This window comes from Pelagerythrobacter marinus (genome assembly GCF_034375205.1).
Classification (GTDB): Bacteria; Pseudomonadota; Alphaproteobacteria; order Sphingomonadales; family Sphingomonadaceae; genus Pelagerythrobacter; species Pelagerythrobacter marinus.
Window position 1 is genome coordinate 3,107,259 of the sequence record NZ_CP139719.1, and the last position, 14,572, is coordinate 3,121,830.

General features: G+C 69.3%; 15 protein-coding genes. 11 read left to right on the forward strand and 4 right to left on the reverse strand.

Annotated features, from left to right (window positions below; all coding sequences use genetic code 11):
• The first annotated feature begins 8 nt into the window (after window positions 1-8).
• From T8T98_RS15200 to T8T98_RS15215, 4 genes are all read left to right on the forward strand, one after another.
• Window positions 9-452: a CopD family protein gene (locus T8T98_RS15200; protein WP_251104596.1), complete on the forward strand. Its 444-nt coding sequence runs from the start codon at window positions 9-11 to the stop codon at window positions 450-452.
• Between the two features lie 203 nt (window positions 453-655).
• The gene (rho, locus tag T8T98_RS15205) at window positions 656-1,921 is read left to right on the forward strand and encodes a transcription termination factor Rho (RefSeq protein WP_160733479.1); all 1,266 of its coding nucleotides are present in this window, start codon (window positions 656-658) and stop codon (window positions 1,919-1,921) included.
• A gap of 9 nt (window positions 1,922-1,930) precedes the next feature.
• Window positions 1,931-2,482, forward strand: a complete 552-nt coding sequence (locus T8T98_RS15210; RefSeq protein WP_251104595.1) for an AAA family ATPase — start codon at window positions 1,931-1,933, stop codon at window positions 2,480-2,482.
• A gap of 211 nt (window positions 2,483-2,693) precedes the next feature.
• A complete protein-coding gene (locus tag T8T98_RS15215) occupies window positions 2,694-3,032 on the forward strand; it encodes a BLUF domain-containing protein (protein WP_251104594.1) in 339 nt (112 codons plus the stop codon).
• A 44-nt stretch (window positions 3,033-3,076) separates the two neighbouring features.
• Here the strand turns inward: T8T98_RS15215 and T8T98_RS15220 are convergent, their stop codons facing one another.
• The gene (locus tag T8T98_RS15220) at window positions 3,077-4,693 is read right to left on the reverse strand and encodes an FMN-binding glutamate synthase family protein (RefSeq protein ID WP_251104593.1); all 1,617 of its coding nucleotides are present in this window, start codon (window positions 4,691-4,693) and stop codon (window positions 3,077-3,079) included.
• 13 nt (window positions 4,694-4,706) lie between these two features.
• A complete protein-coding gene (locus tag T8T98_RS15225; RefSeq protein ID WP_251104592.1) occupies window positions 4,707-5,405 on the reverse strand; it encodes a dienelactone hydrolase family protein in 699 nt (232 codons plus the stop codon).
• Between the two features lie 120 nt (window positions 5,406-5,525).
• Here T8T98_RS15225 and T8T98_RS15230 point away from each other — a divergent pair, with 120 nt between their 5' ends.
• The 6 genes from T8T98_RS15230 (at window position 5,526) to T8T98_RS15255 (ending at window position 11,384) form a co-directional block, all read left to right on the forward strand.
• Window positions 5,526-5,792: a DUF6489 family protein gene (locus tag T8T98_RS15230; protein ID WP_160733475.1), complete on the forward strand. Its 267-nt coding sequence runs from the start codon at window positions 5,526-5,528 to the stop codon at window positions 5,790-5,792.
• A gap of 12 nt (window positions 5,793-5,804) precedes the next feature.
• Window positions 5,805-7,091, forward strand: coding sequence for a tRNA uridine-5-carboxymethylaminomethyl(34) synthesis GTPase MnmE (mnmE, locus tag T8T98_RS15235; protein WP_251104591.1), 1,287 nt, complete (start codon window positions 5,805-5,807; stop codon window positions 7,089-7,091).
• Between the two features lie 63 nt (window positions 7,092-7,154).
• Window positions 7,155-9,014: a tRNA uridine-5-carboxymethylaminomethyl(34) synthesis enzyme MnmG gene (gene mnmG / locus T8T98_RS15240; protein WP_251104590.1), complete on the forward strand. Its 1,860-nt coding sequence runs from the start codon at window positions 7,155-7,157 to the stop codon at window positions 9,012-9,014.
• Complete coding sequence (rsmG, locus tag T8T98_RS15245; protein ID WP_251104589.1) at window positions 9,011-9,640, forward strand: 16S rRNA (guanine(527)-N(7))-methyltransferase RsmG; 630 nt, start codon at window positions 9,011-9,013, stop codon at window positions 9,638-9,640. The genes mnmG and rsmG overlap by 4 nt, the downstream gene beginning before the upstream one ends.
• Window positions 9,637-10,413, forward strand: a complete 777-nt coding sequence (locus T8T98_RS15250) for a ParA family protein (RefSeq protein ID WP_160733471.1) — start codon at window positions 9,637-9,639, stop codon at window positions 10,411-10,413. The genes rsmG and T8T98_RS15250 overlap by 4 nt, the downstream gene beginning before the upstream one ends.
• Window positions 10,410-11,384 carry a ParB/RepB/Spo0J family partition protein gene (locus tag T8T98_RS15255; RefSeq protein ID WP_251104588.1) on the forward strand — a complete coding sequence of 325 codons (975 nt, stop codon included), beginning with the start codon at window positions 10,410-10,412 and terminating at the stop codon, window positions 11,382-11,384. Before T8T98_RS15250 ends, T8T98_RS15255 begins: the two co-directional genes overlap by 4 nt.
• 67 nt (window positions 11,385-11,451) lie before the next feature.
• On the opposite strand, the gene T8T98_RS15260 is transcribed toward T8T98_RS15255, so the two are convergent.
• Both T8T98_RS15260 and T8T98_RS15265 read right to left on the reverse strand, forming a co-directional pair.
• Entirely contained in the window at window positions 11,452-12,381 is a 930-nt protein-coding gene (locus T8T98_RS15260) for a hypothetical protein (protein ID WP_251104587.1), read from the reverse strand.
• Window positions 12,382-12,501: 120 nt separating this feature from the next.
• Complete coding sequence (locus T8T98_RS15265; RefSeq protein WP_251106029.1) at window positions 12,502-12,984, reverse strand: GAF domain-containing protein; 483 nt, start codon at window positions 12,982-12,984, stop codon at window positions 12,502-12,504.
• Window positions 12,985-13,046: 62 nt separating this feature from the next.
• On the opposite strand from T8T98_RS15265, the gene T8T98_RS15270 reads away from it, so the two are divergent.
• A complete protein-coding gene (locus T8T98_RS15270) occupies window positions 13,047-14,501 on the forward strand; it encodes a PQQ-dependent sugar dehydrogenase (RefSeq protein WP_251104586.1) in 1,455 nt (484 codons plus the stop codon).
• Window positions 14,502-14,572 lie beyond the last annotated feature (71 nt).

Sequence of the window (14,572 nt, forward strand, 5' to 3'; positions counted from 1 at the left end):
CCGGGCCCATGCAGGAGATTCTCGGCACGCTCTACCCCTGGCTGAAGGCCGGCCACCTGATCTTCGTGATCTTCTGGATGGCGGGCCTGTTCATGCTGCCGCGGTTCTTCGTCTACCACCAGGAAACGGCGCCGGGATCGGCCGAGGAAGCCGCCTGGGTCGAGCGGGAGCGGCGCCTGCTCAGGATCATCCTCGCGCCCTCGATCGCGGTCGTGTGGATCCTCGGCCTGGCGCTGGCCTTCACCGTCGATGCGTGGAGCCAGGGCTGGTTCCACGGCAAGCTGGCGCTGGTCCTGGCCCTGTCCGCCTATCACGGCTGGATGGCGGGCTACGCGCGCAAGCTTGCCGCGGGCGATCGCCGGCTGGAAGGGCGGCGGCTGCGCCTGCTCAACGAAGTGCCGGGGATCGCGGCCGCGCTGATCGTCGTCCTGGTGGTCGTGCGCCCGTTCTGACCGGTCGCCGCGCGCGCGGGCCGGGCCGGCGAAATGCGAATTGACGGCGCCTGCCGGCGGGCGTATTTCCCCCACTTCCCTTACGGCTGAGGCGCCGCACGACCTGCGGTTGCCGGGTCCGCTTTCCCCAAGCATGCCCCTGCGTCCCCCGCGGCGCCGGGCCCCACCGACCTCCTGGCCATTTCCACCACGGATTTTCGAAGATGCACCTGAAAGAACTGAAGCAGAAAGCCCCCGCCGAGCTGGTCGAAATGGCCGAGGAACTCGGTGTCGAAGGGGCTTCGACGATGCGCCGGCAGGACCTGATGTTCTGCATCCTGCGCGAGCTCGCCGAAGACGAGGAATACGACGAGAAGATCATGGGCGTCGGCACGATCGAGGTGCTGCAGGACGGCTTCGGCTTCCTGCGCAGCCCCGAGGCGAACTATCTCGCCGGGCCCGACGACATCTACGTCTCGCCGAACCAGATCCGCAAGTGGGGCCTGAGGACGGGCGACACCGTCGAGGGCGAGATCCGCGCGCCGAAGGACGGCGAACGCTATTTCGCGCTGACCAGCCTCAGCAAGGTCAACTTCGACGATCCCGACCAGGTTCGCCACCGGACCAATTTCGACAACCTCACCCCGCTCTATCCCGACGAGAAGCTGAGCCTCGACACGCTCGATCCGACGGTGAAGGACAAGAGCGCGCGGGTGATCGACATCATCTCGCCGCAGGGCAAGGGGCAGCGCGCGCTGATCGTCGCCCCGCCGCGGACCGGCAAGACGGTGCTGATGCAGAATATTGCCAAGGCGATCACCGACAACCACCCCGAGGTGTTCCTGCTGGTCCTCCTGGTCGACGAACGGCCCGAGGAAGTGACCGACATGCAGCGCAGCGTGAACGGGGAAGTGATTTCCTCCACGTTCGACGAACCGGCCCAGCGTCACGTGCAAGTTGCTGAAATGGTTATCGAAAAGGCCAAGCGCCTGGTCGAGCACAAGAAGGACGTGGTGATCCTGCTCGATTCGATCACGCGCCTCGGCCGGGCCTACAACACGGTCGTGCCCAGCTCGGGCAAGGTCCTGACCGGCGGCGTCGATGCCAATGCGCTGCAGCGGCCCAAGCGCTTCTTCGGCGCGGCGCGCAATATCGAGGAAGGCGGGTCGCTCTCGATCATCGCCACCGCGCTGATCGACACCGGCAGCCGGATGGACGAGGTGATCTTCGAGGAGTTCAAGGGCACCGGCAATTCGGAGATCGTGCTCGATCGCAAGGTCGCCGACAAGCGGATCTTCCCCGCGCTCGACGTCGGCAAGTCCGGCACCCGCAAGGAAGAGCTTCTGGTGTCGAAGGACATCATGTCGAAGATGTGGGTCCTGCGCCGCATCCTCATGCAGATGGGCACGGTCGACGCGATGGAATTCCTCCTCGACAAGATGAAGGATTCCAAGACCAACGAGGATTTCTTCGCCACGATGAACCAGTAAGGGCCGGGCGTGGCGGCCCCGCTTCGCACGGTCGTCACCGGCGGGCCCGGAACGGGGAAATCGACCCTGATCGATGCGCTCGCCGCGCGCGGACTGGCGACCGAGCCCGAGGTGGCCCGCGCCCTCCTGCGCGAGCCCGGCGGCATGGCGCTGCGGCGCGACGACCCGCAGGGGTTCGCGCGGGCCATGTTCGATGCCGAACTGGCCGCATATCGCCGCGCGGAGGAGGGTGGTTCGCCGATCGTCTACGATCGCGGCTTTCCCGACATCGTCGGCTTCCTGCGGCTGAAAGGCCTGCCGGTGCCGGCGCCGATCGACGAGGCCTGCCGGAACCTGCGCTATGACGGGCCGGTCTTTCGCGCCCCGCCATGGCGCGCGATCTATCGCCGCGACGACGAACGGATCCAGGACTGGGACGACGCCCGTGCGAGCGATGCCGCCGTCTGCGCTGCCTGGCGCGACTACGGCTATGCGCCGGTCGACCTTCCGCTGGCCGGGGTTGCCGATCGGGTCGCCTTCGTTCTCGCCCATATGGACGCAGCCGCCGGAGAAAGGGACTAGGCCCGGCCGGCGTTCGAGGCGTCGCGCGTGTTTCGCGTGGGCGGATGTTTCGCGGGGGCGGGTGGATTGCGCGGCTTCGATCGTCTAAGGACGGCCGCTGCATCCAGCTGATCCTCTGACCGGGACCAGGCTTTTCTCGACCCCGGCGCGGAGGACCGACATCCGACAATTCGTCTATATCAGCACCGCCCCTTCGCTCCCCGAAGGGGATGTGGCGGCCATTCTCGCGACTGCCGTGCGCAACAACGCGACCAACGGGATCACCGGCTTCCTGCTCTACAACGGGCGCAATTTCCTGCAGATGATCGAAGGGCAGCAGGCCGAGCTGATCGTGCTGATGAACCGCCTCGCGCGCGACCGGCGCCACCACGGCATGGTGCGGCTCTACGATCGCCCGACGCAGCAGCGCGCGTGCCCCGAATGGGCGATGGAGCGCTTGTGGCTGGCCGACGACCCGGCCGAGCGCCGCGACGCCGTGGAAGCCATCCTGCCCGGCGCGCTCGAGCCGGAAATCCGGCAGATGGTGGTGAACTTTTCCCGCCTCAACTGATCTCGCCGCACCGGGGCGGCGGGCGCTGACCGGGGCCGGGCGGGTCAGAGCGCGCGGGCGAAGCTGTCGGTGCGGGCATAGGCCCATTCGCGGGCATATTGGGTCGAGCCGGGATCGGCGAGGAGCTGCCCCCTCTCGAGGAACTGGTAGATCTGGTCGATGCTGTCCGACCGCGCGCTGTTCTGCCGTTCGGAGATATTGCACGGTTCGATCTGCCAGGGATTGTCGAGCCCCATCGATACGACCAGCTCGCGCAGGGCGTGGAGGGTGTGGCGGTGGAACCGCGTCACCCGTTCGGCCTTGTCATCCACCACCAGCCCGCGCTGGCGGGTCGCGTCCTGGGTCGTGATCCCGGTCGGGCAGGTATCGTCGTGGCAGCGCATCGACTGGACGCAGCCGAGCGCGAACATGAAGGAGCGCGCGGCATTGCACCAGTCGGCGCCGAGGCCGAAGCTCATCGCCATGCCCGCGCCCGAGTGGATCTTGCCCGCGGCCGCGAGGCGGACTTCGTCCTTCAGGTCGCACCCGACCAGCGCGTTGCGCATCAGGATCAGCCCTTCGCGCAGCGGCATGCCCACGCGGTTGGACATTTCGACCGGCGCGGCCCCGGTTCCGCCTTCGCCGCCGTCGACGATGATGTAATCGACCCGGATCCCCGTTTCGCGCATCGCCTTGGCCAGCGCGAAGACCTCGTGCGGCTTGCCCACGCAGAGCTTCAGGCCGATCGGCTTCCCGCCCGAGAGGTCGCGCAGCTGTGCCGCCCATTCGAGCAGCTCGACCGGGGTCGAAAAGGTCGCGTGGGCGGCCGGGGAAATACAGTCTTTTCCGGGGGTTACGCCGCGGGCTTCGGCGATTTCGGCAGTCACCTTGGCGCCGGGAAGGACCCCGCCGTGGCCCGGCTTCGCGCCCTGGCTCAGCTTGATCTCGACCATCTTGACCTGATCGGCCTGGGCATTGTCGGCGAAGCGGGCCGGGTCGAAGCGCCCTTGCGCGTCGCGGCACCCGAAATAGCCGCTGCCGATTTCCCAGACGAGATCGCCCCCGTGCTCGCGGTGGTAGCGCGAGATCCCGCCTTCGCCGGTGTCGTGATAGAAACCGCCCGCCGCCGCGCCCTTGTTGAGCGCGAGCACGGCATTGGCGGAGAGCGAGCCGAAGCTCATCGCCGAGATGTTGAGCAGCGAGGCGGAATAGGGGCGCGAACACTGCGAGCTGCCCACGTCGATCCGCCAGTCGGCCGGGGCCTGCTCGTTGGGCACGATCGAATGGCCGAGCCACTCGTACTCGTCCGAATAGACGTCGAGCTCGGTCCCGAAGGGATGCGAATCGAGCTCCCCCTTCGACCGGGCATAGACCAGTGCGCGCTCGTCGTGGTTGAACGGCCGGCCCTCCAGGTCGCCTTCGACGACGTAGGCGCGGGCATAGGGGCGCAGGTCCTCCATCAGCCAGCGGATGCGCGCGACCAGGGGGTAGTTGCGGCGCAAGGTGTGCCGGTGCTGGAAGAAATCCCACAGCGCCAGGGCCAGCAGCGGCAGGGTGGCCACCAGCCCCCAGCGCAGCGGCGGCCAGGCCGCGAACAGGGCCGAGAGAAGCAGCAGGACGACCGGCGCCGCGAAGCGCCCCGCCACTTTGCCGGAGAACCGCAGGGGTGCGCGGTTGATCATCGCCGCCGCGCGCTCAGGCCAGGTGGCGGGCGAAGAACTCGGCGGTGCGGGAATCGGCCAGCTGGGCCCCGTCTTCGTCGCGCCGCTTGCCGAACTCGGTCGCGAAGCCGTGGTCGAGCCCGGGATAGTCGTGCAGCGTCACCCTGGGATGATCGTCCAGTCCCTCGTGCATCGCGGCCTGCGTCTGCGCATCGACGAACCCATCCTCGGTCGGGACATGCAGCATCAGCGGGCGCGCGATCGCGTGCTTTTCGCGCAGGAGATCGTCGATCCCGACCGCGTAGTAACCGACCGAGGCATCGACGTCGGTGCGTGCCGCGGTCATGTAGGCCAGCCGCCCGCCGAGGCAGTAACCGACCGCGCCGACCTTCTCCACGCCTTCGCTGCGCCGGATCCAGTGGATCGTCGCCTCGATATCGCCGATGCCGGTGTCCTGGTCGAACTTGCCCATCAGGTCGAGCGCGCGCTGAAACTCGGGCTCGACATCGGGATCGAGCTCGACCCCCGGTTCCAGTCGCCAGAACAGGTCCGGCGCCACCGCGAGATAGCCGTCTTCGGCCAGGCGATCGCACTTGCGCCGGATGCCGGCGTTCACGCCGAAGATTTCCTGGATCACGACGATCGCCGCGCGGGCCTGCCCCTCGGGACGCGCGACGTAGGCGGAAAAGCTGTCGCTGCCCGAAAGCGTTTCGATCTTCGCGGTTTCGCTCATATCCTTGTCCCTTCCAGTCCTGGCCATCATGGCGGTTGCGATCGCCATCGGCAGGCTTAACGCTTGCGCGGGGGCAATGCCAAACCCAGTTTGTCCCCCGACCCCAACGGAGGAAACGCGATGAAGGTCCATATCGAGATCGACTGCACGCCCGAAGAGGCCCGGACCTTCATGGGCCTGCCCGACGTGGGCAAGGCCAACGACGTCTATGTCGACATGATGGCCAAGGCGATGAAGGGGGTCAGCAACCCCGACCAGCTGCAGGACTATGCCCGGCAGCTCGCGCCGATGGGGCAGATCGGGCTGAAGATGTTCCAGAGCTTCGTCGAAGGCGCGTCGCGGGCCGACCGGAAGGGGGACAGGAAGCCCGAAGGCGGAACCGACTGAGGGGCGGCAGGCTTGCCCCGCGACACGATTTTCGCGCTGTCGAGCGGATCGCCGCCGGCCGGCATCGCGGTCATTCGCGTCAGCGGCCCGGCCGCGGGCGAGGCCTTGCGCATGCTGGCGGGCGGCAGGCTGCCCCCGGTGCGGTGCGCGGCGGCGCGGACGCTGCGCGACGCGGAGGGCGGGCCGCTCGATCACGCGCTCGTTCTGTGGATGCCGGGGCCGCGCACCGCGACCGGGGAAGACATTGCCGAGCTTCACCTCCACGGCGGGCGCGCGGTGGTCGCCGCGGTCGAGGCGGCGCTCGCCCGGTGCGCCGGGCTGCGACCGGCGACCCCGGGGGAGTTCACCCGGCGTGCCTTCGCCAATGGCCGGATCGACCTGGCCGAGGCCGAGGGGCTGGCCGAACTGCTCGAATCGGAAACCGAGCTGCAAAGGCGCGCCGCGATGGCGCTGGCCGGGGGGCGGTTGTCGCAAGAGGTCGGAACTTGGCGTGACCGTGTCCTGGCGCTCTCTGCCGAGGTCGAGGCCGCGCTCGATTTCTCGGACGAGGAAGACGCCGGCGACCTCGGGCAGGGCTTCGGCGAACGCGTTGCCGCGCTCGCGGGCGAGCTTGGCGCCTGGCTTGCCCGCCCGCGCGCCCGCGTCCTGCGCGAAGGGTTCAGGGTGGTTCTCGCAGGCCCGCCCAACGCCGGAAAATCAACTCTTTTCAACGCATTGGTAGAGAACGAGGCGGCCATTACCTCGCCCATAGCCGGCACCACGCGCGACGTGATCGAACGGTCGGTCGCGCTGGCCGGGGTTCCCTTCACTTTCGTCGATACCGCGGGCCTGCGCGACAGCACCGCCGGCGACGAGATCGAGACGATCGGCATTGCCCGCGCCCAGGCGGAAGTGGAGCGGGCCGACCTCGTCCTCTGGCTCGGGCCGGAAGGGCAGGGGCCGGCCGGCGCATGGGAGATCGATGCCAAGGCCGACGATCCCGCGCGGCAGACCAAGTCGCGCGGCGCGATGGCGGTGTCCGCGCGCACCGGCGAGCAACTGGACGTACTGCGCGAACGGATGATCGGCCATGCCCGCGCGGCCCTGCCGGCGCCGGGGGACGTGGCGCTGACCGAGCGGCAGGCGGGGCTGGTGGCCGAAGCCCATGCGGCGCTCGACGGGATCGGGCAGGCGATCGACCCGCTGATCGTCGCCGAGCACCTGCGGCAGGCCCGCGCCGCCTTCGACCGCCTGGTCGGGCGCAGTTCGACCGAGGACATGCTCGACGCGCTCTTCGGCCGGTTCTGCATCGGCAAATAGCGGGATGTTCCACGTGGAACGCACGCTTTGACCCGGGCGCGCGGATCACCTATTTGCCGGGCCATGCATTCCTACGATGTCCTGGTGATCGGCGGCGGCCATGCCGGTGTCGAGGCGGCGGCTGTCGCCGCGCGCATGGGCGCGCGCGCCGGGCTGATCACGTTCGACCCGGCGGCGATCGGGGCGATGAGCTGCAACCCCGCGATCGGCGGGCTGGGCAAGGGCCACCTCGTGCGCGAAGTCGATGCCTTCGACGGGGTGATCGCACGCGCGGCCGACGCGGCGGCGATCCACTATCGCATGTTGAACCTTTCGAAAGGCAGCGCCGTCTGGGGCCCGCGGGTCCAGGCCGACCGCGCGCTGTTCCGCGCGGCGGTGCAGCAGGCGGTGAGCGGGCAGGACGGGCTGACCGTCATTCCGGGCGAAGCTGTGGCGCTGGCGACCGAGGGCGGCCGGGTGACCGGGGTGGAGCTGGGCGACGGAAGCGTGCTCGCCGCGCCCGCGGTCGTGCTGTGCACCGGGACATTCCTGGGCGGGCGCCTGTTCCGGGGGGAAGAGCGGTTCGACGGCGGGCGGATCGGCGAGAACGCCGCGCATCGTCTGGCCGCGCAGTTGCGCGAAGCCGCCTTGCCGATGGCGCGCCTGAAGACGGGGACGCCGCCGCGGCTCGACGGGCGAACGATCGACTGGGCGCGCCTGGCCGAACAGCCTTCGGACGATGGCGACTGGACAATGTCGTCGCTCACGCCCGCGCGCCTCAACCCGCAAGTGTTCTGCGCGATCACGCGCACCAATGCCCGCAGCCACGATATCATTCGCGCCGGCCTCGACCGGTCGCCGCTTTTCAGCGGCGCGATCGACGCCCAGGGGCCCCGCTATTGCCCGTCGATCGAGGACAAGATCCACCGGTTCGGCGACAGGGAAGGGCACCAGGTCTTCCTCGAGCCCGAAGGCCTCGACACCCACCTCGTCTATCCCAACGGGATCAGCACCTCGCTCCCGGTCGATATCCAGCTGGCCATGCTGCGGAGCATGGAAGGGCTGGAAGCGGTCGAGATGGTCGTGCCCGGATACGCGGTAGAATACGACCACGTGGACCCGCGCTCGCTCACGCCGCGGCTGGAGCTGCGCGACCTGGCCGGGCTCTATTGCGCGGGGCAGATCAACGGCACCACCGGGTACGAGGAGGCCGCGGCCCAGGGGCTGGTCGCGGGGATGAACGCGGCCGCGGCCGTGCTGGGCCGCGATCCGGCGCCGCTCGATCGCGCCAATTCGTACCTCGCGGTCATGGTCGACGATCTGACCCTGCAAGGGGTCAGCGAACCCTATCGCATGTTGACCGCGCGGGCCGAGTATCGGCTGCGCCTGCGGGCCAACAACGCGGCGACGCGCCTCACCCCCGCGGCGATAGCGGCGGGCTGCGTCGGCCCCGCGCGGGCCGAACGGTTCGCCCGGCGCGAGGAACGCCGGCGCGAATGGGCCGACGTCTTCGCGCGGGAGATCGGGGCGCACGAGCTGGCCGGGGCGGGGCTGCCGATTCGCCGCGACGCCGGGCGGCAGCCGATCGCGGCCTGGCTGCGATACAACGGGATCGATCTCGACGGGCTGTCCACCTGGCTGGGCGAAGGCTTCGACCCGGCCGAAGACATTGCGCGCGAAATGGCCGAGGACGCGATCTATGCACCCTATCTCGAAAGGCAGGAGGCCGAGCTGCGCGATCTGAGGGCCAGCGAAGCCGTGCCGCTCGGGCCGGACTTTCCCTTCGGCGAAGTGCCGGGCCTGTCGAACGAGATGGTCGAGCGGCTGGCTGCGGCGCGCCCCGAGACGCTCGCTGCGGCCGGGCGCGTGCCCGGCATCACGCCCGCGGCCCTTTCCGCGCTGCTGGTCCATGCCCGCCGCCACGATCGGCAGCAGGCCGCGTGATCGCCAGCGAAGAGCAGGCCCGCGCCCACGTCGCCGCGCGCTGCGATCCCGCGGCGATGGCGCGCATCGAGCGCTTCATAGAGGCGCTGCGCGAAGAGAACGCGCGGCAGAACCTCGTCGCCCGGCCGACGCTGGAAACGGTCTGGCAACGTCATATCGCCGACTCGGCGCAGCTACTCGATCATGTTCCACGTGAAACGGGGCCGTGGCTCGATCTCGGCAGCGGGGCAGGGCTCCCCGGCCTCGTGATCGCGGCCATGCGGCCCGATTGGCCGGTGGTCCTGGTCGAATCGCGCCGCAAGCGGATCGAATGGCTGGAGCGCATGGTCGCACATCTCGACCTGCCCCGCTGCAGGGTCGAAGGGGCGCGACTCGAGCAGGTCCAGACCTTTGCCGCCGGCGTCATATCGGCGCGGGCCTTCGCGCCGCTCGCGCGTATCCTCAGCTTGTCGGCACGATTTTCCACAGCCGACACGCTCTGGCTGTTGCCCAAGGGGCAGTCGGCGGCGCAAGAATTGCAGGACTTGCCCAAGCGGCAGAGCGCGCTGTTTCACGTGGAACAGTCGCAGACCGACCCGAGATCGGGCATCATCGTCGGCCGTTTGGCCGGGAAGGCGGGGTCATGATCACAATCGCGATTGCGAACCAGAAGGGCGGGGTGGGCAAGACCACGACTGCCATCAATATCGCCACGGCGATGGCCGCGACCGGGTGGCGAACCCTGCTGGTCGATCTCGATCCCCAGGGCAATGCCTCGACCGGCATGGGCGTGGCAGCGGCCGATCGCGAGGGGTCGAGCTACGACATCCTGGTCGACGAGGTGCCGCTGGCCGAATGCGTCCACGAAACCACGATCCCCGGGCTCGACATCGTCCCGGCGACGGTCGATCTCAGCGGCGCCGAGGTCGAGCTTGTCTCGGTCGAAGACCGTACCGCCCGGCTTCGCACCGCGCTCTCGGCGCACGCCGGGCATGATATCTGCTTCATCGATTGCCCGCCGTCGCTCGGCCTGCTGACGCTGAATGCGCTCGGCGCGGCCGATACCCTGCTCGTGCCCTTGCAGTGCGAGTTCTTCGCGCTCGAGGGGCTGAGCCAGCTCCTCCAGACGGTCGAACGGGTGCAGCAGCGGTTCAACCCCGATCTCGGCATCGTCGGGGTGGTCCTGACCATGTTCGACCGGCGCAATCGCCTGACCGACCAGGTCGCCGACGACGTGCGCGATTGCCTGGGCAACCTCGTGTTCGAGGCGGTCATCCCGCGCAACGTGCGCCTGTCGGAAGCGCCCAGCCACGGCCTTCCGGCGCTTGTCTACGACCACGCTTGCGCGGGCAGCCGTGCCTATATCGCGCTCGCGCGCGAGCTGATCGGGCGCCTGCCCGAAAGGAGGAAAGCGGCATGAGCAACTCGACCGATCCGGTTCGCTTTTCGGTGCCGACGCGCAGCGCGGCCGACCGCAAGAAGAAGCTGGGCCGCGGGCTCGGCGCGCTGCTGGGCGAAACGCAGCGCGAAGAGCCGTTGGTCCGCGGCAATGGTGCGGGACAGGGGGGCGGCGAAGGCGGCGCGGGTGGCGCCCCCGCCAGCGGGCTGGCCTCGATCGCGACGTCTGCCATCGAGCCGCTGCCCGGGCAGCCGCGCCGCCGCTTCGACGAGGACGCGCTGGAGGAACTGGCCGCCTCGATCGCGCAGCGCGGGGTGATCCAGCCGGTCATCGTCCGGCCGCTGGCGGGTGGGCGTTACCAGCTCGTCGCCGGCGAACGTCGCTGGCGCGCGGCGCAGAAGGCGCGCCTGCACGAGATTCCGGCGATCGTCCGCGACTTGGACGAGCGCGAAGTCATGGCGCTGGCGCTGATCGAGAACATCCAGCGCGAAGATCTCAACCCGGTCGAGGAAGCGCGGGCCTATAGTGCGCTGGCGGAGCGCGAGGGCATGACCCAGGCGGAGATCGCGCGCCTCGTCGACAAGTCGCGCAGCCACGTTGCCAACCTCCAGCGCCTGCTCAACTTGCCCGACGAAGTCCTCGACCTGGTCGAGGACGGGGAGCTCTCGATGGGCCACGCCCGCGCGCTGATCGGCCACGAATCCGCGCTCGAGCTGGCGCGCAACGCGATCGATCGCAAGCTGTCGGTGCGCGAAATAGAGAAACTTGCCGCCGGCCCCCAACCCGAAACCCGCCGCAAGCCGCGCAGCTCGCGCGACCCGGCGAAGGATGCCGACATCGCCGCGGTCCAGAGCCACCTGGAGGAGTTCCTCGGCCTAAACGTCAAGATAAAGACCGACGCCGACCCGCGATCGGGCGCGGTCACGATCCGTTATCGCACGCTCGACCAGCTCGACCTGATCTGCCAGCGGCTGACCGGCGGCGATATCTGACCGGATTCGCGCGATAACCCGTTGAAAACGAACGGACGGACCGGGTTCCCGCCGGCCCGGCCGGAGGTTACTGCCCCTTCACGTACTTGATCCGCTTGTCGGCCGGCGGCGCGCGGCGAACCGTGCGGCGCTTCCTGGGCTGCGGCTTGGCTTCGACCTCGACCCATTCCTCGGTCACGTATTCGCGCACGACGGCACGCTGCGGCACCGCGACGAGCACTGGCATGTAGGTGACCGCCGGCGCGCAGGCGCAGGCGGCGCCGTAGTATCCGGCGGGCTGGGCATAGCCGTAAGGTGCCGGGTGGCCGTAGGCGGGTGCAGCGGGCGGGGCATAGGCCTGGCGGTGCTGGTCGAGCCAGCCCTCGCAATAGTCCTTCGCCCGGTCGCGGCCTGCAACTTCGCCGATCGCGCTGCCGATCGCGAGACCGGCAAGCCCGCCGACGCCGGCGCCGATCAGCGTTCCGGCAAGCCGTTCGCCATCTGCGACCCGGTTGCCGATCAGACCGCCCGTCGCGGCGCCCAGCAGCCCACCGATCACGCCGCCATCGCCGCGCTTCCTCTCCGCGCGGTAGCGTGCGCGGCACTCGTCGAGCCAGGCCTCGCGATCGAACGCCGGGGCAGGGTGCGGCGCTGCAACGCGGTAGGGAGCGGGCGGTGCTGCGCGACGGGCAGGATGGACGGGACGGTTATCCTCGTAGCGCGTCTCGTACTCGTGCCGAGTCTCGTAGCGGGCCTCTTCCTCGTAGGGGTACTCCTCCGCGGGGACGGGGTCGGCGTAGTGCGCGGCGGGTTCCGCCGGCCGGTACGGCGCTTGCGGAGCCGGGGCGGGCGGGGCCGGGACCGGCTGGACCACGGGGTCCTGGCGATAGACCACGGCTGCGTCCTCCGGCAGCGGATGCGCGTACTCGTACGTCATCTCGGGCTGGGCGGATGCCGGGAAGGCGGCGAGAAGCGCGCCCGCGGCAACGCTGGAAGAGAACATGTGGCGGGCTGACATGGTCGATTCCCCTTGGTCGTTAGCCCGGGAGGATTCCCGGCGTTAACGGAAAATCTACCATCACGATCCGCACGCGCCCATGCACGTGCGGCAATTGTCCCGTTTCGGGGCGGGAAATCGTTAGATGCGGTTAGCCACGACCTGGGCCAGCCGCTCGATCCCCGCGGCATCCTCGCGGTCGAACCGGGCCGGCGAGGGGCTGTCCAGGTCGATCACCGCCACGACCTCGCCCTCGCGCACGACAGGCACCACCAGTTCCGACCGGCTGGCGGCGTCGCAGGCAATGTGACCGGGGAACGCGTGGACGTCTTCCACCAGCTGCGTCTCCCCGCTCTGCGCGGCCGTGCCGCAGACACCCCGGCCCAGCGGGATGCGAATGCAGGCCGGGCGACCCATGAACGGGCCGAGGACGAGCTCGCCCTCGACCATGCGATAGAAGCCGGCCCAGTTGAGGTCGGGCAGGAACTCCCACAGCAAGGCCGCGAGATTGGCCATGTTGGCGACCGGGTCGGGCTCGCCATCGGTCAGCGCCCGCGCGGCGGACTCCAGTTCGCGATAGCGTTCGGACTTCGACAGACCGGGATCGGCGGAGAAATCGTACATGTTCGCCATCTAGCCCGCCCGGCCATTGCCGCAAGGGCCGCCAGTGCGTAAATCTTCGCGCCATGAGCACCAAGCGCAAGATCCTGATCTGGATTCTCGTCCTCCTCCTCGCCCTGATCTTCGCCGCAGTCTGGCTGTTGCAGGGCGACGAGGCCGAACTCGCGGTCGATGAGGTGAGCGGCACCGATCCCGCGCTGGTCGAGCCCGAATCGGAGATCGTCCCCACCGTTCGCATCGCCGAACCGGTCGGATGGGCCGATGGCGAAACCCCGGAGGCCGCCGAAGGCCTGGCTGTGACGCGCTTTGCCGATGGGCTGGAGCATCCCCGGGTGATTCATACCCTGCCCAACGGCGATGTCCTGGTGACGCTCACCCGCGCGCCGGCCAAGGAGAGCGGGGGCGGGTTCGTGGACTGGGTCGCCGGCCTGCTGATGTCGCGCGCCGGCGCGGGCGGCGAATCGCCGGACGAACTCGTCCTCCTGCGCGATGGCGATGGCGACGGCGCTGCCGAACAGCGCTTCGTCCTCACCGGCGATCTCGAATCGCCTTCGGGCATCGCCTGGGCGGACGATACGCTCTACGTCGCGAACCACGACGCGCTGCTCGCCTTTCCCTACGAACTGGGCGCGACCCGGATCACCTCCGAACCGCGCGTGCTGATGGACCTGCCGCCGGCCGGCAACCACTGGATGCGCAATATCGCGCTCGATCCGGAAGGCGAGCATGTCTACGTCGCGGTCGGCTCCGCCTCCAACATCGGCGAGAAGGGGATGGAGATCGAGGAAGGCCGCGCGGCGATCTGGGAATACGACCTGGCGGAGAATCGCCAGCGCATGTTCGCCACCGGCCTGCGCAATCCCAACGGGCTCGACTGGAATCCCTGGAGCGACGAGCTCTGGACCACGGTGAACGAGCGCGACATGCTCGGCTCCGACCTCGTTCCCGATTACCTGACCAACGTGCCGATCGGGGCGCAGTACGGCTGGCCCTGGGTTTACTGGAAGGACAACTTCGACCGCCGGGTGAAGGCACCGATGCCGAACTTCCTGGTCGAATATACCCGCCGGCCCGAATATGCGCTGGGCCCGCACGTCGCTGCGCTCGGCCTCGTCTTCAGCGCCGAGGGCGCGCGGATGGGGCCACGGTTCCAGCAGGGCGCGTTCATTGCCCGCCACGGTTCGTGGAACCGGATTCCGCCCGCGGGCTACGACGTGGTCTATGTCGCCTTCGACGAACGCGGAAACCCGCAGGGCAAGCCGGTGCCGGTGCTGACCGGGTTCCTGACGGGCAAGGGGACGACGCGCGGGCGCCCGACCTGGGTGGACTGGTCCGGCGACGGGGCGCTGCTGGTGAGCGACGACACGGCCGGGATCATCTGGCGCGTCATCGCCCCCGGTGCCGAGCCGCAACCGGCGATCGAGCGGATCGTGAACGAGTCGCTCCCGCCCCAGCGTGAACTGGGCGGAACGAGCGCGAGCTTCAGCGAGGACTACGCGCGCGAGAGCGTCCAGCCCTGAACCGCGGCGGCCCCCGCCTGCCCGGCCAGAGCCGACCCGGCCAGAGCCGATCCGGCCAGAGCCGATCCGGC